The sequence below is a fragment of the Arthrobacter sp. 179 genome (assembly GCF_052379645.1).
Lineage (GTDB): Bacteria > Actinomycetota > Actinomycetes > Actinomycetales > Micrococcaceae > Arthrobacter_H.
Genome location: NZ_JBQSYU010000021.1, coordinates 44,407 through 62,800, shown reverse-complemented (window position 1 = coordinate 62,800; position 18,394 = coordinate 44,407). Strand labels below are relative to the sequence as shown.

The 18,394-nt window shown below is 68.3% G+C and carries 16 protein-coding genes and 1 tRNA gene; 8 read left to right on the top strand and 9 right to left on the bottom strand.

The window, feature by feature from the left end:
• Positions 1-1,706: fumarate hydratase (locus ACT3UE_RS12520; RefSeq protein ID WP_444566826.1), on the bottom strand; the 1,706-nt coding region annotated here is incomplete at its 3' end.
• Between the two features lie 132 nt (positions 1,707-1,838).
• Here ACT3UE_RS12520 and ACT3UE_RS12515 point away from each other — a divergent pair.
• From ACT3UE_RS12515 to ACT3UE_RS12485, 7 genes are all read left to right on the top strand, one after another.
• Positions 1,839-2,327 (top strand): SseB family protein, encoded by a 489-nt coding sequence (locus tag ACT3UE_RS12515; protein ID WP_444554859.1) that lies wholly within the window; start codon positions 1,839-1,841, stop codon positions 2,325-2,327.
• A gap of 109 nt (positions 2,328-2,436) precedes the next feature.
• Entirely contained in the window at positions 2,437-2,919 is a 483-nt protein-coding gene (locus ACT3UE_RS12510; protein WP_444554858.1) for a cation:proton antiporter regulatory subunit, read from the top strand.
• A 9-nt stretch (positions 2,920-2,928) separates the two neighbouring features.
• Complete coding sequence (locus ACT3UE_RS12505; protein WP_444554857.1) at positions 2,929-4,122, top strand: cation:proton antiporter; 1,194 nt, start codon at positions 2,929-2,931, stop codon at positions 4,120-4,122.
• Positions 4,123-4,216: 94 nt separating this feature from the next.
• Positions 4,217-4,287 (top strand) — tRNA-Gly (locus ACT3UE_RS12500).
• Positions 4,288-4,344: 57 nt separating this feature from the next.
• Positions 4,345-4,776, top strand: coding sequence for an aspartate 1-decarboxylase (gene panD / locus ACT3UE_RS12495; RefSeq protein ID WP_444554856.1), 432 nt, complete (start codon positions 4,345-4,347; stop codon positions 4,774-4,776).
• 4 nt (positions 4,777-4,780) lie between these two features.
• Entirely contained in the window at positions 4,781-5,710 is a 930-nt protein-coding gene (locus tag ACT3UE_RS12490) for an AEC family transporter (protein ID WP_444554855.1), read from the top strand.
• 67 nt (positions 5,711-5,777) lie between these two features.
• On the top strand, positions 5,778-6,473 hold the full coding sequence (locus ACT3UE_RS12485; protein WP_444554854.1) for a hypothetical protein: 696 nt from the start codon (positions 5,778-5,780) through the stop codon (positions 6,471-6,473).
• Positions 6,474-6,672: 199 nt separating this feature from the next.
• Here the strand turns inward: ACT3UE_RS12485 and ACT3UE_RS12480 are convergent, their stop codons facing one another.
• From ACT3UE_RS12480 to ACT3UE_RS12455, 6 genes are all read right to left on the bottom strand, one after another.
• On the bottom strand, positions 6,673-8,361 hold the full coding sequence (locus ACT3UE_RS12480; protein ID WP_444566825.1) for an MDR family MFS transporter: 1,689 nt from the start codon (positions 8,359-8,361) through the stop codon (positions 6,673-6,675).
• 67 nt (positions 8,362-8,428) lie between these two features.
• The gene (locus ACT3UE_RS12475; protein ID WP_444554851.1) at positions 8,429-8,929 is read right to left on the bottom strand and encodes a MarR family winged helix-turn-helix transcriptional regulator; all 501 of its coding nucleotides are present in this window, start codon (positions 8,927-8,929) and stop codon (positions 8,429-8,431) included.
• A gap of 146 nt (positions 8,930-9,075) precedes the next feature.
• A complete protein-coding gene (locus ACT3UE_RS12470) occupies positions 9,076-10,293 on the bottom strand; it encodes a cystathionine gamma-synthase (RefSeq protein ID WP_444566824.1) in 1,218 nt (405 codons plus the stop codon).
• Between the two features lies 1 nt (position 10,294).
• The gene (locus tag ACT3UE_RS12465) at positions 10,295-11,683 is read right to left on the bottom strand and encodes an O-acetylhomoserine aminocarboxypropyltransferase/cysteine synthase family protein (protein WP_444554849.1); all 1,389 of its coding nucleotides are present in this window, start codon (positions 11,681-11,683) and stop codon (positions 10,295-10,297) included.
• Between the two features lie 86 nt (positions 11,684-11,769).
• Positions 11,770-14,160 (bottom strand): 5-methyltetrahydropteroyltriglutamate--homocysteine S-methyltransferase, encoded by a 2,391-nt coding sequence (gene metE / locus ACT3UE_RS12460; RefSeq protein ID WP_444566823.1) that lies wholly within the window; start codon positions 14,158-14,160, stop codon positions 11,770-11,772.
• Between the two features lie 63 nt (positions 14,161-14,223).
• The gene (locus ACT3UE_RS12455; protein WP_444554847.1) at positions 14,224-15,159 is read right to left on the bottom strand and encodes a methylenetetrahydrofolate reductase; all 936 of its coding nucleotides are present in this window, start codon (positions 15,157-15,159) and stop codon (positions 14,224-14,226) included.
• Between the two features lie 491 nt (positions 15,160-15,650).
• Here ACT3UE_RS12455 and ACT3UE_RS12450 point away from each other — a divergent pair, with 491 nt between their 5' ends.
• A complete protein-coding gene (locus ACT3UE_RS12450) occupies positions 15,651-16,643 on the top strand; it encodes a hypothetical protein (protein WP_444554846.1) in 993 nt (330 codons plus the stop codon).
• Positions 16,644-16,649: 6 nt separating this feature from the next.
• Here the strand turns inward: ACT3UE_RS12450 and ACT3UE_RS12445 are convergent, their stop codons facing one another.
• Together ACT3UE_RS12445 and ACT3UE_RS12440 are read right to left on the bottom strand one after the other, a co-directional pair.
• On the bottom strand, positions 16,650-17,936 hold the full coding sequence (locus tag ACT3UE_RS12445; RefSeq protein WP_444554894.1) for an MFS transporter: 1,287 nt from the start codon (positions 17,934-17,936) through the stop codon (positions 16,650-16,652).
• A 5-nt stretch (positions 17,937-17,941) separates the two neighbouring features.
• Positions 17,942-18,382, bottom strand: a complete 441-nt coding sequence (locus ACT3UE_RS12440) for a MarR family winged helix-turn-helix transcriptional regulator (protein WP_444554845.1) — start codon at positions 18,380-18,382, stop codon at positions 17,942-17,944.
• Positions 18,383-18,394: the final 12 nt, after the last annotated feature.

Below are 18,394 nucleotides of genomic sequence, written 5' to 3'. Positions count from 1 at the left end.
TAGCCCGCCCGGACTGGGATCGCGGTGAAGGTCGGGGTCAGGGGCTCGGCGAAGAAGTCATTGCCCTGGTCGTCGACCACGATGAAGGCCGGGAAGTCCTCCACCTCGATGCGCCAGATGGCTTCCATCCCCAGCTCCTCGTACTCGAGGACCTCGACCCGGCGAATGCAATCCTGCGCCAACCGGGCCGCGGGGCCGCCGATCGAGCCCAGATAGAAGCCGCCATGCTTCTGGCAGGCATCGGTGACCTGCCGGGACCGGTTGCCCTTGGCCAGCATGACCATCGAACCGCCGGCCGCCTGGAACCGGTCGACATAGGGATCCATCCTCCCCGCCGTGGTCGGGCCGAAGGAACCGGAGGCCATGCCCTCGGGGGTCTTCGCCGGGCCGGCGTAGTAGACGGGGTGGTCCTTCAGGTACTGGGGCATCTCCTCCCCGGCATCCAGTCGTTCGCGGATCTTCGCGTGGGCGATGTCGCGGGCCACCACCAGCGGACCGGTCAACGACAGGCGGGTCTTCACCGGGTGTCTGGATAGTTCGGCGAGGATCTCCGGCATCGGACGGTTCAGGTCGATCCTGACCACCGAGGAGCCACCGGTCCCGCTGACACCGTCGGTGTCGTCGTCGTGCGCGGCGACCGCCGGGTGATCCGTTTCGGGCATGAAGCGGGCCGGGTCGGTTTCAAGCTGTTCGACGAAGACGCCTTCGGCAGTGATCTTCGCCAACATCTGGCGGTCGGCCGAGCAGGAGACGGCGATCGCCACGGGAAGCGAGGCACCATGGCGGGGCAACCTGACGATGCGGACGTCGTGGCAGAAGTATTTGCCCCCGAACTGGGCTCCGATACCGAAGTGGCGGGTCAGCTCCAGGACCTTCTCCTCCAGGTCGATGTCGCGGAATCCCCTTCCGGTCATCGCCCCGGTGGTCGGCAGGTGGTCCAGGTATTTGGCCGAACCGTATTTGGCGGTCTTCAACGCGAATTCGGCGCTGGTTCCCCCGATGACGATCGAGAGGTGGTACGGCGGGCACGCAGCGGTGCCCAGCGAGCGCAGCTTCTCGTCGAGGAAGGCCAGCATGGCATTCTCGTTCAGGATCGCCTTGGTCTCCTGGTAGAGGAAGGACTTGTTCGCTGATCCCCCGCCCTTGGCCATGAACAGGAACTTGTACTGTTCCTCGTGGCCGGGCTCGGTGTCGGCATAGAGCTCGATCTGGGCCGGCAGGTTGTTCCCGGTGGAGGTTTCCTGCCAGGTCGTCAGCGGGGCGAGCTGCGAATAACGCAGGTTCAACTGGGTGTAGGCATCGTAGATGCCCTGCGAAAGGGCCTTCTCGTCCGGGCCTTCGCTGAGCACCTGCTGGCCCCGCTTGCCCATCACGATCGCCGTGCCGGTGTCCTGGCACATCGGCAGGACCCCGCCGGCGGCGATGTTCGCGTTCTTCAGCAGGTCAAGCGCCACGAACTGATCGTTCGCGCTGGCTTCCTCGTCGTCGAGGATGTTGCGCAACTGCTGCAGATGGGCAGGACGCAGGTAATGGGAGATGTCATGCAGGGCGGTGCGGGCCAGATGCGCCAGGGCCTCGGGGGCGACCTGGAGGAAGCTCCGTCCCCCGGGGCCCTCGAGGCGGCGGACCCCCTCGGTTCCGATGAGGCGGTAGGGGGTGTCGTCCTGGCCGATCGGCAGCAGGTCCTCGTACTGGAACTCGGTCATGGGGCATCCTTGGCATCCGGTGGGTTGGTTGCCGCCCAGTCTAATTCGGCCCGCGTCCGAACCCCGAACCGCCAGCTACTTGATCCGGGGCACGGCTTGCACATCCTCTACGGGCGTGATCGGCTGGAAGGCATGAGCGACGAGCCAACGCAGAACCCATCCGAAAATCCGGACCCCGACGAACCGCAAACGCATCTGGAGACCGTGCTACAGCAGGGCCAGGCCGATGAGGCCATGGCCGGTCAGGTCATTGCGACCTTCCTGTCCGAGGAAGTCTTCTTCCTCAGCCGCGAGGAAGTAACCGAGGAGACCGACAACGTCCAGCCGCTGCTGCTGCAGAACAAGGACGGCGAGCCCGTAATCGCTCTGTTCACGCAGGTGAACCGGATCCCCGAGGCCTACACCACCGAGGCCCCCTACGCCGTGCGCGTGGTCGGCGCAGCGGTCGTCGACAACCTCAACGGTGCCGGTGTGGTCCTGAACCCGGGCCACCAGCTCGGTTTCGAGATCCCTGCCGAAGGCGTCGACGCCATCCGCCGCGATTTCGCCCCCGATGGTTCCCCGGCACCGCAGGAGCCCACCGAGGGCACCGCCGACGGCGAAGCAACCCCGGAGGCCTGAGCCCCGACACCACCATCACCCAAGGGCCGTCGCCGGAACACCGGCGGCGGCCCTCTGTGTTCGGTGCCCCGGGGCTGCCAGGGACTGCCCCGGGGTCTACGCTGGTGTCATGAATCTGGAAGAAACGCCCCTTCCGGGCATCGGCACGCGCCGCGACGTCATGTTGGCCACGGGACGACGCGTCGGCGTCGTGATCAAACGCGAGGGCGGCATGGAGCTGATCATCTCCGAAAAGCAGGACCCCGATGCCTGCCAGGCGGCCATCCCGCTGACCTCGGAGGAAGCCGCGGCGATCGGCGGCCTGCTCGGTGCCCCGCAACTGGTCTCCGATCTTTCCGCGGAGCATCGCGAACTACCGGGGGTGAACACCCAGCAGTTCGTCATCAGCCAGGACAGCCCCTACGCCGACCACACACTGGGTGACACCCATCTGCGCACCCGCACCCACGCCTCCATCGTCGCTATTTCCCGTAGTGGCCAGGTATTCGCCTCCCCCTCGCCATCATTCGAACTCGAAGCCGGTGATGTCGTCATCGTGGTCGGCACGGCCGAGGGCCTCGACAAGGCCGCCCACCTGCTGAATCACGGATAGGGCCTGCCCGTGGACCCCACCACCATCGTCCTGATCGAACTCGGCGCCGTCTTCCTCGGCCTCGGGCTTCTCGGACGTCTGGCGGCCCGGGTCGGCATGTCACCGGTCCCGCTGTACCTGCTGGGCGGGTTGATCTTCGGCCATGGCGGCCTGGTCCCGCTGTCGGGGATCGAATCGTTCGGGGACGTCGCCAGCGAAATCGGCGTGGTCCTGCTGTTGCTGATGCTGGGGCTGGAATACACCGCCAAGGAGCTGGTCACCGGTCTGCGCCGGTCCTGGTTGGCAGGTCTGGTCGACCTGGTCCTGAACTTCGTCCCCGGTGCCGCCCTGGCCCTCATCCTGGGATGGGGGGTCATCGGCGGTCTGGTCCTCGGCGGGGTCACCTACATCTCCTCCTCGGGGATCGTGGCCAAGGTCCTGACTGATCTGGGGCGGTTGGGCAACCGCGAGACCCCGGTAGTGCTGTCCATCCTGGTGCTCGAGGACCTCGTGATGGCCGTCTACCTGCCCATCCTCACCGCGGCCTTGGCCGGGGTGAGTTTCTGGGGTGGGTTCCGGGCCGTGGGCGTCGCCCTGCTGGCCGTGACCCTGGTGCTGCTGCTGGCCCTGCGGTATGGACCCCAGATTTCCCGGCTCGTCCACTCCCCCGATCAGGAGAACTTCCTGCTCAAACTCATCGGCGCCGCGCTGCTCGTGGCGGGCCTCGCCGCGGCCTTGCAGGTCTCGGCGGCCGTGGGCGCCTTCCTGCTGGGCATTGCGATCTCCGGTTCCACGGCACATTCCGCAGCCAAGGTCCTGGCCCCCCTCAGGGATCTGTTCGCCGCCATGTTCTTCGTCCTGTTCGGCATCAACACGGACCCGGCGACGATCCCCCCGGTCCTGGTCCTGGCCCTGGCTTTGGCCCTGGTGACCTCGGTGACCAAGGTCCTCACCGGGGTCTGGGCCGCCCGTCGGGCCGGGATCGGCGTACCGGGCCGGATCCGCGCCGGCACGGCACTGATCGCCCGGGGCGAGTTCTCGATCGTGATCGCCGGACTGGCCGTCGCCGGTGGAGGTGCCTCCCCGGAACTGGCCGCCCTGGCCACCGCCTATGTCATGTTGTTGGCCGTTCTGGGCCCGATTGCCACCAAGCTGGCCGAACCGGTGGCGCGGGCCCTGACGGGCCGCCCGGGCCGGTCCCCCCAACGGGCGGGGCATGATTAGCACGCCGGGTGGGTGGAGTTCCAATATGCATGTGAACGCCCATTGGGCTATGCTGAGATGCACCCGCGGGTACGAACGGACCGGCGGGTGTTTTGCGGGCGTAGCTCAATGGTAGAGCGCCAGCTTCCCAAGCTGGACACGCGGGTTCGATTCCCGTCGCCCGCTCTCTTCATGCCAGGGCCGGGAGTCCAACCACCGCACGGCGCGTAGACTAGGAGTGCCATGAAACGCACAATGTTCAAGTCGAAGATCCACCGCGCCACTGTGACCCATGCCGATCTGCACTATGTCGGTTCGGTGACCGTCGACCTCGATCTCCTCGAAGCCTCCGACATCCTTCCCGGGGAACTGGTCAGCATCGTCGATGTCACCAACGGCGCCCGGCTCGAGACCTACACCATCGCCGGGGACCGCGGAAGCGGGGTCCTGGGGATCAACGGTGCCGCCGCACATCTGGTGCATCCGGGCGATACGGTCATCCTCATCAGCTTCGCCGAGATGGAGAATGCCGAAGCACGCAGCTATGTGCCGCGCATCGTCCATGTCGACGCCAACAACACGATGATCGCCCTGGGGAGCGACCCCTCCGAGTCGCTGTCCACCAATGCCGTGCGCCCACCGCACGCCATCGCCGGCTCCGCCGCGGACTCCTAGGACCGTGCTCGGGGTCCTCTCGGGATTCTCGATCGTCTGGGCCGTCATCATCGTCGGCTACCTCGTCGGACGCACGGGGGTCCTCGGACCCGAGGCCCGCTATGTCCTGAATCGACTGACGTTCTTCGTCGCCAGCCCGGCCCTGCTCTTCGTCACCGTCGCCGACGCCGATCCCCGCGCCGTCCTGGGGCCCAGCCTGGCCGTGGCGGCCATCAGCGCCACGGGTGTTGCCCTGCTTTATTTCGGTGTCACCGGCTGGTGGTTGCCCCGCGGGCGCCCCGAACGACTGGTCGGGGCCATGAGTGCCTCGACGGTGAACTCGGCGAACCTCGGGCTGCCGATCGCCGCCTATGTCCTGGGCAGCACGGCGCATGCGGCCCCGGTGATCCTCTTCCAGCTGGCCCTCTGGAGTCCCGTCTTCCTGTCCCTGCTGGATTCAAGCACCTCGGGCCGACGTACCACCCCGACCGCCCTGGTGCTCAGCACCCTGCGCAACCCGATGATCGTCGCCTCGTTGGCGGGACTGTTGTTCGCCGTCTTCGACTGGACGCTCCCGCAGCCGATCGCCGACCCCGTCGAGCTCATCGCCGGTGCATCCATTCCGGCGATGCTCCTGGCCTTCGGCATTTCCCTCGTGGGTTCCAAACCCCTGGAAAAAGCCACCCACCGACGCTCCGACGTCCTGATCGGCACCGGGTTGAAGCTGATCGCCCACCCGGTGCTGGCCTGGCTCGCCGGGGCCCTCCTGTTCCGGCTGCACGGGGCGGAACTGTTTGCCGTGGTCATCATGGCTGCATTGCCCTCGGCCCAGAACGTCTTCGTCACGGCTTCCCGGTATGAGCAGGGCCTGGTGGTCGCCAAGGACACCGTCCTGCTGACCACGATCGCCGCCGTCCCGGCGATGATGCTCGTTCCCTTGCTGCTGAACTCCTGAATCAGCCGGTAGGGGAAAGAGGGTGCGGCGGCTTCGGAAGGCCACCGGCACCCGGGATAATTGATGCGTGGCTAGGAAGCGTCTTGAAATCAGTTGGATCGGATCGGTCGGCTCCGCCTTGGGCGCCGTCACCTCCGCGGTGGTGTTGTCCACCTTGGGTGTGGGCGGAACCATCATCGGGGCCGCGCTGGGTAGCTTGGTGATCACCGTCGGCGGGTCGATCTACTCGCAATCCCTGCAGCGGACCAAGGACCACGTGGGCGAAAGGGTCAACGTCGGGCGCCCCAAGCCCCGGCCGTCCAACGGCGCGCAGCCACCACATGCGACAGCGCGGGACGCCGGCCCTGTTGGAACGAGCGTCGATGAGGTCGACAAACCATCGAAGGACGCCGGGCGCGGAATCCTGCAACGGTTGCCGTGGAAGCACATCATCGGCGTCACCGTCGCCCTGTTCGCCATCACCATGGCCCTGATCCTCGTCTTCGAGCTCTCTGCCGGGCGCAAGGTGTCCTCGTTCACCGGCGGTACCAGCGGAACCGGCGGCACCTCGATCCCGGGGATCAGCGGGACCACCCACCAGAGCGATGACTCCGGAACCATCAACCAGGACCCGGACGCCCCGGCAGGAGACGACGCGCCCGACCAGGAACAGCAGCAGGAACCGAACCAGGAGCCCGCACCGCAAAACCAGGAACCCGCCGCCCCCGACGCGCCGCAGGAACCCGCCCCGGCCCCGGCACCGGATCAGCCTGTGGAGCCGTAGGCCACCAGCTGCCAGCGGAATCTGGACGGGACGTCCAGTACCGGAAAGCCAGCAAACTCCGACGGGGCTCACAGTGCGGTCAAAGGACCGTTTCCTAGTATTGAAAGTGCCTCATCAAGGTGCGAGTGATGCATAAGGTCCCAGCCGTTCCCCCTCGGCTGGGACCTTTTTGCGTGTCACGGCGCCGCGAACCTGGCCCCTAGGGTGCCGGCGGCCGGTGCAGGTCCTGATCGTTAGCCCGGTGGCGCCCCTTGGCCGGTAGCTCGGCTGGGGCGGCAACGTCCTGCGCCTCGGACCGTCCGGGCTCCTCAACAGAGGGGGATTCCTGAGCCGGTTCCGCCCCTCCCACCTCGGTACGTAGTGCCTGTTTATGAATGAACACCACCAGGACAAGCCCGGCCAGCATGACCGGAACGCCGTAGAGGAACAGAGGCGGCAGTGCCTCGGCGAACCCCTGGGCGATGAGTTCCTGGACCGGGGCCGGGAGCTGGGCCAAGAGTTTCGGTGTTAGTGAGCTGACGGAGTCCGCGCTGAAGCCCCCCTTTCCGGCGCTTGCCGGAAGCGATGAGAAGGCATCGGTCAACCGGGAGACGAAGAGCGCCCCGAACACCGAGATGCCCAGCGAGGCCCCGATCTGACGGAAGTAGGACGCCGAACTGGTGGCTACTCCCACGATCCGGTGGGGGACGCTGTTCTGTACGACGACGACGAGGTTCTGCATCGAACACCCCACCCCGAGCCCGACGACGAACATGGCCAGGGCGGTGTACCAATACGGGACGCCCACCCCGATCTGCGCCAGCATGAACAACCCCGTGGCACCAATGGCGGGCCCGACCAGCAGCCACACCTTATAGCGCCCGGTGGAGGAGACCAGCCGCCCGGTGGTGATCGTGGCCAGGAGCATGCCGGTGGTCATCGGGATCAGCATGAGGCCGGATTCGGTGGCGTTGACCCCCTCGACCATCTGCAGGTAGGTCGGCAGATAGGCGATGGTGGCAAACATAGAGATGCCGATGGTCACCCCGGCCAGGGCCGGGAGGATGAAGTTGCGTTCGGTGAACAGGGTCAACGGGATGATCGGCTCGGCGGCCCGACGTTCGGCCAGCACGAACACCACCGCCGACACGACTGCCACGGCGCCCAGGACCAGCACCTGGACGCTGCCCCAGGCGTAGGTGGTTCCACCCCAGCTGGTGATGAAGACGGCCGCCGCGCTGAACACGGCCAGAGTCAGGGTGCCCAGGACGTCGATCCGTGGTGCTGCCCCGGAGGGCCGGGGCAGGTGCAGGGCGAAGATCACGGTCCCCAGCGCCGCCAGGCCCAGCGGGATGTTGATGTAGAAGATCCACCGCCAGCCCATGTTGTCGGTGAAGAAGCCGCCGATCAGCGGCCCCGCGACGGAGGCCAGACCGAATACGGCGCCCATGAAGCCCATGTATTTTCCGCGGTCACGGGGGGAGACGAGGTCGGCGATGATGGCCTGCGCTCCGATCATCAGGCCACCGCCGCCAATGCCTTGGATGGCGCGGAAGATGATCAGCTGGATCATGTTCGTCGCGGTCCCCGACAGGATCGAGCCGGCCAGGAAGACGACGATGGCGAACACGAAGACCGATTTGCGCCCGTAGAGGTCACCGGCTTTGCCGTAGATCGGTAGGCCTATTGTTGCCGCCAGCATGTAGGCGGTGATCACCCAGGAAATGTGCTCGAGCCCGTTGAGGTCGCCGACGATGCTGGGCAGGGCCGTCGCAACGATCGTCTGGTCCAGTGCTGCCAGGAGCATGGCCAGCAGCAAGCCGGTGAAGGCCCAGACGAACTCGCGTTTGGTGCGGACCGGTTGCCGGTCGTCACGAGCTGGGGATTCTTGTGCCGTGTCGTGTGCCATGTGGGTTCCTGCGGTTCTGGAGGGGAGGTACGGGTGGTGTTGCCGGCCTCCCGGACAGTGAAAGCGTCTAGCAGGAGGGAGACGGTGTCGAAGCAGCCGGGGCGCCCGGCCAGCCGTCGGCACTGAGCAGGACCTTGAGCAACAGTCGTCGAAGTTCGACGCGCTCGTCCTCGGCCAGTCCCGAGAGGAGGTTCAGCTCCGCCTCCGTGGAAGCCGCGGCAACGTCGCGAGCGATCTCAGTTCCGGCACTGGTAATGGCGACGATGATGCGTCGTCGATCCGTGGGGTCGGGGCGTCGTTCAATGAGACCGCTGCGTTGGAGGGATTCCACGTAGGTGCTCACATGAGATCGGTCGGTGTTCAGCCGGGTCGCCAACTCGTGGGGAGCCAACGGGCCGAGATCCACCAACGCCATCAATACCGCGTAGTGAGGGAAGCCCAAACCGCGGTCTTTGAGCGTGGCGACCATGCCTGCTTTACCCAGTCGGGCCAAGTTTCCGGCCAGATAGGTCGTCCGGGACATGAGCGATGGCGGTGGAAGACCGACCTGCTCTTCAACTTGAGGCATGGGACCATAATAGCGCGATGCCACTACCGACGAACAGGGTTCTGGACTGCTGGATTCAAGCCTCGCGGTTCGTCAGGCCCCGGGTCCCGACCTACCGGAACCAGCCGTGGCCGTCCCCGTTACCGAGCTCATCAGCCACGCCCGGGCTACCGGGCGCCCACCGGCACGCGTAACGAGGCGACGGTGGCCAGCGCCTGGTCCAGGTCCCCCCGCAGGTCACGAACGTCCTCCACCCCGACCGAGAGCCGCACCAGATCCGTGGGGGCGGCCAGCTCGGTGCCGCGCACCGAGGCGTGGGTCATTTCCGAGCTGTAGCAAACCAGGGATTCGACTCCGCCGAGGCTGACCGAGAGGCCGAAGAGACGCGTGGAAACGGCGAATTTCCGGGCGGCGGCCTCCCCTCCGGCCAATCGGATCGAGACGATGCCGCCGAAGCCGTCCATCTGCCGAGCGGCCAACTCGTGCCCGGGATCTTCGGGGAGTCCCGGATAGTGCACGGCGGCGATCTCCGGCTGAACCCGGAGCCATTCGGCGAGCGCGAGCGCATTGGCCCCGTGCCGGTCCATGCGCAATCCCAGGGTCTTCAGCCCGCGGGCGGCCAGATAGCAATCCTGCGGCCCGGCGACGGCCCCGGCGGCGAACTGCTGGAAGCCCACCAGTTCGGCCACCGGCTGCCCGCGGTGGAGGGCGTCGGAGACGACGACGGCTCCCCCGAGCACATCGGAGTGGCCGCCGATGTACTTCGTGGTCGAATGCACCACGACGTCGGCCCCCAGGTCCAGGGGGCGCTGCAAATAAGGCGAGGCAAAGGTGTTGTCCACGACCAGCAGCGCCCCGGCGTCGTGCGCTATCCGCGCCCATCCGGCGATATCGGCGACGGCCAGCAACGGGTTCGACGGCGTTTCCAGCCACAGCACCACGGTGCCGGAGGGGCGCACCGCTGCCCGGACCGCCGCCAGATCGGTGATGTCCACCGCGGTGTTCTCCACGCCCCAGCGGCCCAGGATCTGGGTGATGAGCCGGTGGGTTCCGCCGTACCCGTCGGCACCCAGGATCACGTGGTCTCCCGGGGACAGGACGGCACGCAGCAGGGCATCCTCGGCGGCGATGCCCGAGGCGAAGGCGTAGGCCGAGGCGCCGTGTTCCAGGGCGGCGAGCTGGGTTTCGAAGCCGTTGCGGGTGGGGTTGGAACCACGTGAATACTCGTGCCCCCCGCGCAGGACGTTGATGCCGTCCTGGATGAAGGTGCTGGTCTGGTAGATCGGTGGGATGACGGCCCCGGTCAGCGGGTCCGGTTCCTGCCCGGCATGGATGGCCGTGGTGTTGAAGCCCCGCGGCTGGTCGGTGGCACCATGGATGGTCATTTCAGGCCCTGCTTCCTGCGGTGGAGGGGGCGGAACGGCCCCGGTGGTCGGTGGGGACGGCTTCGCCGACGACGGCGTCCAGGCACCGACACAGATCGGCGATGAGGTCCTCGGGGTCCTCCAAACCAATGGACAGCCGGATGGTGGTCGCCCCGATGCCGGCCGCCGTGCGCTGGGCCGCACTGAGCCGGCAATGGGTCATGGCCGCCGGATGGGCCACCAACGACCGGGTGTCACCCAGGTTGGCGACCAGCTTGAACAGCGACAGGGCGTCGATGAAGGGCCCCACCGTCTCGGCGGTGGCCGCCAGGTCGAAGGAGAACACGGACACCTGCCGCCGCCGGTCGGGTCCCCCGGCGTCGTCCAGGCCGGGGTGGTGGACGCGGGCGACGGCGGGATGGGTGTCCAGGAACCGGGCCACCCGCAATGCGTTGGCCCCGTGCCGTTCCAGACGCAAGCCCAGGGTCTCCAGGCCGCGGCTGATCTCTGCGGCTGCCGGCGCGGACAGGCTGGGACCGAGGTCGTGCAGGTATTTGCTGCGGGCCAGGGCCAGATAGGCGGCCCGGCCGTGGCGTTCACTGAGAACCTGTCCCCCGTATCTGGCCTTCGGGGTGGCCAGTTGCGGCCATTTGCCCGGGTCGGCGGCGAAGTCAAAGCGTCCGGCCTCGACGATGACCCCGGCCAGCGCGGTGCCGTGGCCGCCCATGAACTTGGTGGCCGAATGCACCACGATGTCGGCCCCGTGGTCGATCGGCCGGTACAGGGCAGGGGTGGCCAGGGTGTTGTCCACGACCACCGGGACGCCTGCTGCGTGGGCGATCGTCGCGATCGTGGCGACGTCGGGCAGCGTGGACAACGGGTTGGTGATCGATTCGACCAGGACGGCCCGGGTGTCGGGCGTGATGGCCCGTTCCCAGGCGCCGGGATCGTCCTGGTCCACGAAGTCGACGCGGTAACCGAAGTCGGCGAAGGAGTCGGTCAGCAGGTCCACGGTTCCGCCGTAAAGCTGGGAGGAGGCCACGACATGGTGCCCTCCGGGCAGCCGGGCCCCGTCCTCATCGCGTCCCCCACCAAGCAGGGCGAGCAGAGCGATGGCGACCGCCGATTGTCCGGTGGCCGTCGCGATCGCCCCGATCCCGCCCTCCAGCGTGGCCACCCGTTCCTCGAAGTCGGCCACGGTGGGGTTTCCGGTCCGCGAGTAGGTGAAGCCGGGGGTCCGCAACGCGAACATCTCCACGGCGGTGGCATGGTCGGGGAATTCGAAGGCCGCCGAATGCACGATGGGTGGGGCCACGGCAAAGTGCGGGGCGGCGGGGGTGTAGCCGGAGTGGATGGCCGCGGTGGCCGGGCCGATGGGTGCTGCGGGACGTTCCGGGGTGCTGGTGCTCATGGCGGGGCTCCTGGTCCAGAGGCTGGGTGGTGGAAGGTGGTCTCCGGTGCCGTGCCGGCCGGAACCGGCACGGCACCGGAAGGGGATCAGGCTCCGGCGACGACGGCCGGTTCCCCGGCGGTGAGCCCGCTGCGGGCGGATCTCGCCGCGGCCACCAGATGGCGCAGCGACTCCTCGGTTTCGGCGTAGCCGCGGGTCTTCAGCCCGCAGTCGGGGTTGATCCACAGCCGGGAGGCGTCCAGCCCCTGCAAGGCGGTGTCGATGAGCCCGGCGATCTCCTCCTCGGTCGGCACCCGCGGGGAGTGGATGTCGTAGACCCCGGGCCCGATGCCGCGGCGGTAGCCGAAGCCGGCCAGGTCGGCGACGACCTCCAGGCGGGAGCGGGCCGCCTCGAGGCTGGTGACATCGGCGTCGAGACCGTCGATGGCGCTGATGACCTCACCGAATTCCGAATAGCACAGGTGGGTGTGGATCTGGGTGGCATCCCCGACCCCGGAGGTGGCCAGCCGGAAGGCGGAGACGGCCCAGTCGAGGTAGGCGTCCTGGTCGGTGGCCCGCAGCGGCAGCAGTTCACGCAGGGCCGGCTCATCGACCTGGATGATGGCCGTTCCTGCCTCCTCGAGTTCGGCGATCTCCCCGCGCAGGGCCAGGGCCACCTGGTTCGCCGTTTCGGCCAGCGGCTGGTCGTCGCGGACGAAGGACCAGGCCAGGATCGTCACCGGTCCGGTGAGCATCCCCTTGACCGGGCGGGCCGTCAGCGACTGGGCGTAGCGGGTCCATTCCACGGTGATGGCCTCGGGCCGGATCACGTCCCCCCACAGGATGGAGGGCCGGGTGCAGCGGGACCCGTAGGACTGGACCCACCCGTGCTCGGTGGCGGCGAAACCATCCAGGTTCTCGGCGAAGTACTGGACCATGTCGTTGCGTTCGGCCTCGCCGTGCACCAGCACGTCGAGGCCGATGTCCTCCTGCAGTTCGATCACCCGAGCGATTTCACGGCGCAGGAACTGCTGGTAGTCGGCCTCGGACAGGGTTCCCTTCCGCGCCGCGGCGCGGGCGGTGCGGACCTCGGTGGTCTGCGGGAAGGAACCGATGGTGGTGGTCGGCAGCAACGGCAGCGACAGGCGTTCGCGCTGGTCTCCGGCCCGGGCTGCGGCGTCGCCGCGTTCGAAGTCCGCCGGGGCCAGCGCGGCGGTACGCGCCCTCACAGCCTCGAGGTGGACGCCGGCGCCGTGTTCACGGGCGGCCCGCGCCGCGGTGGCGGCGTCGAGCTGCGTCCGGATGGCCCCGGAGCCTTCGGCCAGGCCGCGGGCCAGGGTCAACACCTCGGTGGCCTTCTCGTCGGCGAAGGCCAGCCAGTCGGCCAGGTCAGCGGACAGGGAGGTTTCCACGTCGAGGCGGTGCGGGACGTGGAACAGCGAGGTGGTGGTGGCCACCGAGGGGGCCGTGGTGGTCTCCGCCAGGTTCTCCAGCGTGCCCAGCGAGGCGTCGAGGTCGTTGCGCCAGATGTTCCGTCCGTCGACGATCCCGGCGACGAAGCGGGTCCCGAAGGCCCCGATGCGCAGCAGCGTCTCCGCCTGGGGCAGGGCCCCGCGCCGCAGATCCGCGTGGACGGCGTCGACCCCGAGTTCGGCCAGCACCGCCAGGGTCTCCCCCGGGGTGTCCCGCGACCCGGCGGTCCCGTAGCCGGTGGTGACCAGCACGGCAGGACGGTGTCCGCCGTGGTAGGAGGTTCCGCCGTCGTCGGCGGCCAGCAACGAACGGTAGGCGCGTTCGACGGTTCCCGTATGGGCGGCCCCGCGGTCGGTGACCAGACCGGGTTCGTCGAGCTGGATCCATTCGGCCCCGGCATCGGCCAGGGCGGCGAGGATCCCGCGGTAGGCGGCGACGACGTCGTCCAAGCGGTCGAGCGGGTCGAAGCCTTCCGGTGCCCCGTCCTCGGCCTTGGCCAGCAGCAGGTAGGTGAACGGTCCGACCAGGACCGGGCGCAGCGTCCTGCCGGCCCGCCGGTGCCCGGCGATCAGGCTGGTCAGTGCGTGGGCCAACGGGGCGAAGGGGGTCTCCGGGCCGATTTCGGGCACGAGGTAGTGGTAGTTGGTGTCGAACCATTTGGTCATTTCCAGCGGCTGGCGCTCGGCATCACCGCGGGCGAGGGTGAAGTAGCCCTCCGTGTCGATCGATCCGTCGGGACCTGCCAGGTCCGCGAAGCGGGCCGGCAGGGCGCCCAGGGCGACCGTGGCGTCCAGGACCTGGTCGTAGAGGGAGAAGTCGGCCGGGATGGAGGAGTCGGTGGCGGAGAGGCCCAGTTCGGTCAGCCGGGAGATGGTGCCCTCCTGCAGCGCCTGGCTGGCGGCCTGCAGTCCGGCCGCGTCGAGCCGTCCGGCCCAGTGGGCGTCCAGTGCCTTCTTCAGTTCGCGGTTCGGTCCGATGCGCGGGTAGCCGAGGATGGTTGCTGCGGGGAAGTTCGCGGTGCTCATGGTGGTGCTCCTGTCGGTGGTGGTCATTGGGTGGGTGGTTCGGTGGGGCGGTGGTGACGCGGCTCAGGCGGGTACTGCCGTGAGCCGGCCGTACTGCGGGGCGGGATCGCCGAACCGGCCGGTGAGGCCGAGGCGGTCGACCACGTCCAGCGGGCCGCGGTGGTCGTTGAAGGTGTACAGATGCAGACCGGGGGCCCCGTCGGCCAGGGCGCTGCGCCCGAGCTCCACCGCGGTTTCGACTCCGATCCGGCGGCGTTCCTGCCCGTCGCGGGCGGCTTCCAGCCGGTGGGCCAGCACCGGGTCCGGGGCGATGCCGGCCAGTTCGCTGAGTCGGGTCAACCGCCGGACGGAGTCGAAGGCGATCAGCCCGGGCACGATGGGGATGCCCACCCCCGCCTCGCGGGCGCACTGCAGGAGGTGGGCGTAGTCCCCGGGACGGAAATACACCTGGCTGATGGCGAAGTCGGCGCCGGACCGTTCCTTGGCCAACAGCACTTCGACGTCGTGTTCGAAGGACGGTGATTCGGGGTGGCGTTGCGGGTAGGCGGCGACGCCCACGGAGAGCCGTCCGCCGCAGAGGGCGGCGGAGTGGCTGCCCTCCACGTCGCGGATGAGTTCGATGAGGTCCCCGGCGAAGGGCAGGTCCCCCCGCGAGGTGCTTCGGTCCTCTGGCAGGTCCCCGCGCAGGGCCAGGACCCCGCGGACCCCCAGGCCGATGAGGCGTTCGACCAGGGACGTCAACGAGGCCCGGCTCTCCCCGACGCAGGTCAGGTGGGCCAGCGGGCGCAACCGGGTGTTGGCGGCCAGATGCCCGACCAGTTCCAGGGTGGCTTCGCGGCGCTGTGGTGCCCCGCTGTAGGTGACGGCGACGTAGTCGGGTCGGGCGGCCGCCAGTTCCCCGATGGTCTTCACGACCTTCGGGACCGCCGCGTTGTCCAGCGGCGGGTAGAGCTCGAAGGACAGGGCCGGTGGGGCCGTGCCGTTGCTGTCATGGGGCATGTGGTTCCTCGCAGTGTCGGTGCGAGGGAGCGCACCGGCCTGCGCCGGATCGAACGATCCCCCGGGGCCACGGGCGGCCGTGGTTCCGAGGGGTCCGCGGATGCGTCTCCATCGCTTCTGGCGGGAGCACCGGTCGCCTGGTCCCCGGTCCTTCCGGGGGGCGGTGGTTGCTGCGGCGTCGTCGATCCAGATCTCTCGGCCGCTCTTGATGGGTTGGTCCAACCATCTAACGCAGCCCCGCAGCGCCACGGCAAGCGGCGTCGACCCGGCCGCGTCATGATCGGGAACATGACCCGATGTTGCGCGGATCCGAGCCCGTACGGCGTCATCCGGGGCCCGGGGCCCGTCATATGACGGCTCCATGACGGGAGGCCTCGGCAGGCGGTGGCGGGCGGGCCCACAGCGCCCTATCCTCGCGCGCGTCGCCGGTTCCTGCCTCGCCGTCGTCGGGGGTCCACCGCGGCGCCGGCATTCCCGGTAACGTGGAGCAGGTGAAAAACGCTTCCCCGCCCATCCGTGTCCTGGCCGCCTGGCTGGCCGCACTGATGGTCCTTGCCGTGGCCGCGGTCATCACCATCACCCTGGTGAACCAGAAGGTCTTCAGCCCCGAACAACAGGTGGGCCAGTACTTCTCCCTGCTCCAGGAGGGCGAGGGCGAGCAGGCGATGGGGCTGCTCGATCCGGAAACCCCGCAGGGCAACTCCGTGCTGCTCGACGGCGAGGCGCTGCAGGCCTCCGTGGAACCGATCCAGGATTTCCAGGTCGAAGACGCCCGGGAGGTCACCGATGGCGCGGTGGAGGTCGCCACCAACTACACGGTGGACGGGCAGAAGCACCAGACCATGTTCCATCTGAAGCGCAGCGGCCGGGACTGGCTGTTCTTCGACCGCTGGCATTTCGCCGCGACCGACATGCCGCAGCTCTCGGTGTCGGCCGATACCACCAACCAGGTGCGCGTCAACGGCGAGGATGCCCCGCTGACCAAGGGCACCGCCAAGCTTCCGGTCTTCCTGCCGGCCGTGGTCGACGCCAGCTACCGCGAGAAGTACTTCCAGGGGGCCAAGCGCCGGGTCGTCGTCGATTCCCCCTCCGCGGCGGGGACCGATGGGTTGGAACTGACGACGAAGCCGACCAAGGAACTGGTCCAGGAAATCGACGACCAGTTGCATGAATATCTCGATGATTGTGCCGCCCAGCAGGTCCTCAAGCCCGCAGGATGCCCGCTGAGCTACAACACCGAATCCCGGGTGGCCGGCGATTCGATCCATTGGAAGATCACCGATTACCCCGAGGTCAAGGTCGGCCCGTACGACGGCGGATGGGTCCTGCGCTCGCTGAAGGTCGGCACCTCGTTGAATCTGGTGGAGCAGAACCTGATGACCGGTGCCAAGAGCGGGAACACCGTCAGGCACGACTTCGGGTTCACCGCCAAGCTGGAGGTCTCCGGGGACTCGGTGACCGTCACCCCCGTCGTCGGGGACTGAACCGGACTACGCCGTCGGTTTCCCGCTGCTGGTGGGGACCCCTCCCCCGCGGGTGTCCTGGGGGTCCTGGGGGTCCTCGACGGTGGCGAAGACCGGTTTGTTCAGCTTGCCCTTGCGCACATGCTGCAGCGCCCAGAGCCCTGCGGCCAGGGCGATGAGCCCTCCGGCCGCGATCGACCAGCGGGCTCCGAATTCGGTGCCGAGCCAGCCCACCAGCGGGGCACCGATCGGGGTTCCGCCCTGGATGACCATCACGTAGATGGCCAGCACCCGGCCGCGGAACCGCGGTTCGACGGAAAGCTGGATCGAGGTGTTGCAGCTGTTCAGGAACGTCAGGGAGGCCAGCCCGACCGGGACCAGGGCGATGGCATACAGCCAGAACGTCGGCATGACCGAAGCGGCCGTGGTGAAGACGCCGAAAAGGATCGCCCCACCGATCAGGTAGCGCAGCCGGAACCGTCCCCGGCGGGCCGCCAGGAGGGCCCCACCCAGGGTGCCGACGGCCATGACCGAACCCAGCAAACCGTATTCGCCCGGGCCCACCCCGTAGACCCCGGTGGCCATCATCGCGTTGGTGATCTGGAAGTTCAGTCCGAAGGTGCCGATCAGGCCGGCCAGGACCAGGATCATCACCAGATCGGGGCGGCTGCGCACATAGTGCAGCCCCTCGCGGATCTGTCGCTTCCCGCGGACCGCCGGTTTGGGGGTGTGGAGCAGTTCGGGCTTCATCTTCCAGATCGAGAACAGCACGGCGGCGAAGCTGGCGGCATTGATCAAAAAGGCCGGGGCGGTGCCCACCGCGGCGATCACCAGGCCGGCGACCCCGGGGCCCGCCAGCCGGGCCAGGTTGAAGGAGGCGCTGTTCAACGCCACCGCGTTGGGGACGTCGTCGGGGCCGACGATCTCCGAGACGAAGGCCTGCCGGGCAGGAGAGTCGAAGGCGCTGGCGAGGCCGAGCACGAAGGCCAGGGTGTAGACATGCCATAGTTCGGCGGTTTCGGTGAGTACGAGCAGCCCCATGACCAGGGCGCAGAGGCCCATGACGCTCTGCGTGACCAGCAGCAGCTTGCGTTTGTTGTACCGGTCGGCGACCAGTCCCGCATAGGGGCCCAGGAAGAGGATCGGGACGAACTGCAGACCGGTGGTGATGCCGGCGGCCGTCCCCGAGTTGTCGGTGAGGATGGTGAGCACCAGCCAGTCCTGGGCCACGCGCTGCATCCAGGTGCCGATGTTGGACACCAGGGCACCGGAGACCCACAGCCGGTAGTTCGGCGATCCCAGGGCCTTGAACATCTTGCTCACCAGGCGTTCATCTCCTTGAGGAGTTCGGCGGCGCGCCCCAGGACGGCCCGGTCGGCGGGGCCCAGCTCGGCGACGTGCCGTGAGAGCCAGGCGGTGCGCTGGCCCCGGACGTCCTCCACGATGGCCCGGCCTGCGTCGGTGATGGCGATGAGGACCTGCCGGCCGTCCTCGGGGCTGGTCCTGCGTTCGACGTAGCCTTGTTCCTCGAGCGCCTTGGCGATCCGGGTCATCGAGGGCGCCTGGACGCGCTCTCGCTCGGCCAGCTGGCCCAGGGTGCGCGGTTCCTTCCCGAGGCAGATCAGGACCGAATACTGTCCTGCGGTGACCGCCCCCGCCCCGACGTCGACCCGGAGCCGACGCGATACACGCATGATCGCCACCCGCAGGTGGACGGCGAGGTCGTCATCGACGACCGGTTCGGGGGCATTCGGGGACACTGGACTCCTGGT

Bases quoted from the DNA above. Each gene is read 5' to 3' on its own strand.
- ACT3UE_RS12465 (WP_444554849.1), bottom strand. From the start codon at position 11,683: ATGAGCACCAGCACCCCGGAACGTCCCGCAGCACCCATCGGCCCGGCC.
- panD (WP_444554856.1), top strand. From the start codon at position 4,345: ATGAAACGCACAATGTTCAAGTCGAAGATCCACCGCGCCACTGTGACC.
- ACT3UE_RS12455 (WP_444554847.1), bottom strand. From the start codon at position 15,159: ATGCCCCATGACAGCAACGGCACGGCCCCACCGGCCCTGTCCTTCGAG.
- ACT3UE_RS12480 (WP_444566825.1), bottom strand. From the start codon at position 8,361: ATGGCACACGACACGGCACAAGAATCCCCAGCTCGTGACGACCGGCAA.
- ACT3UE_RS12515 (WP_444554859.1), top strand. From the start codon at position 1,839: ATGAGCGACGAGCCAACGCAGAACCCATCCGAAAATCCGGACCCCGAC.
- ACT3UE_RS12510 (WP_444554858.1), top strand. From the start codon at position 2,437: ATGAATCTGGAAGAAACGCCCCTTCCGGGCATCGGCACGCGCCGCGAC.
- ACT3UE_RS12475 (WP_444554851.1), bottom strand. From the start codon at position 8,929: ATGCCTCAAGTTGAAGAGCAGGTCGGTCTTCCACCGCCATCGCTCATG.
- metE (WP_444566823.1), bottom strand. From the start codon at position 14,160: ATGAGCACCGCGAACTTCCCCGCAGCAACCATCCTCGGCTACCCGCGC.
- ACT3UE_RS12445 (WP_444554894.1), bottom strand. From the start codon at position 17,936: ATGTTCAAGGCCCTGGGATCGCCGAACTACCGGCTGTGGGTCTCCGGT.
- ACT3UE_RS12470 (WP_444566824.1), bottom strand. From the start codon at position 10,293: ATGACCATCCATGGTGCCACCGACCAGCCGCGGGGCTTCAACACCACG.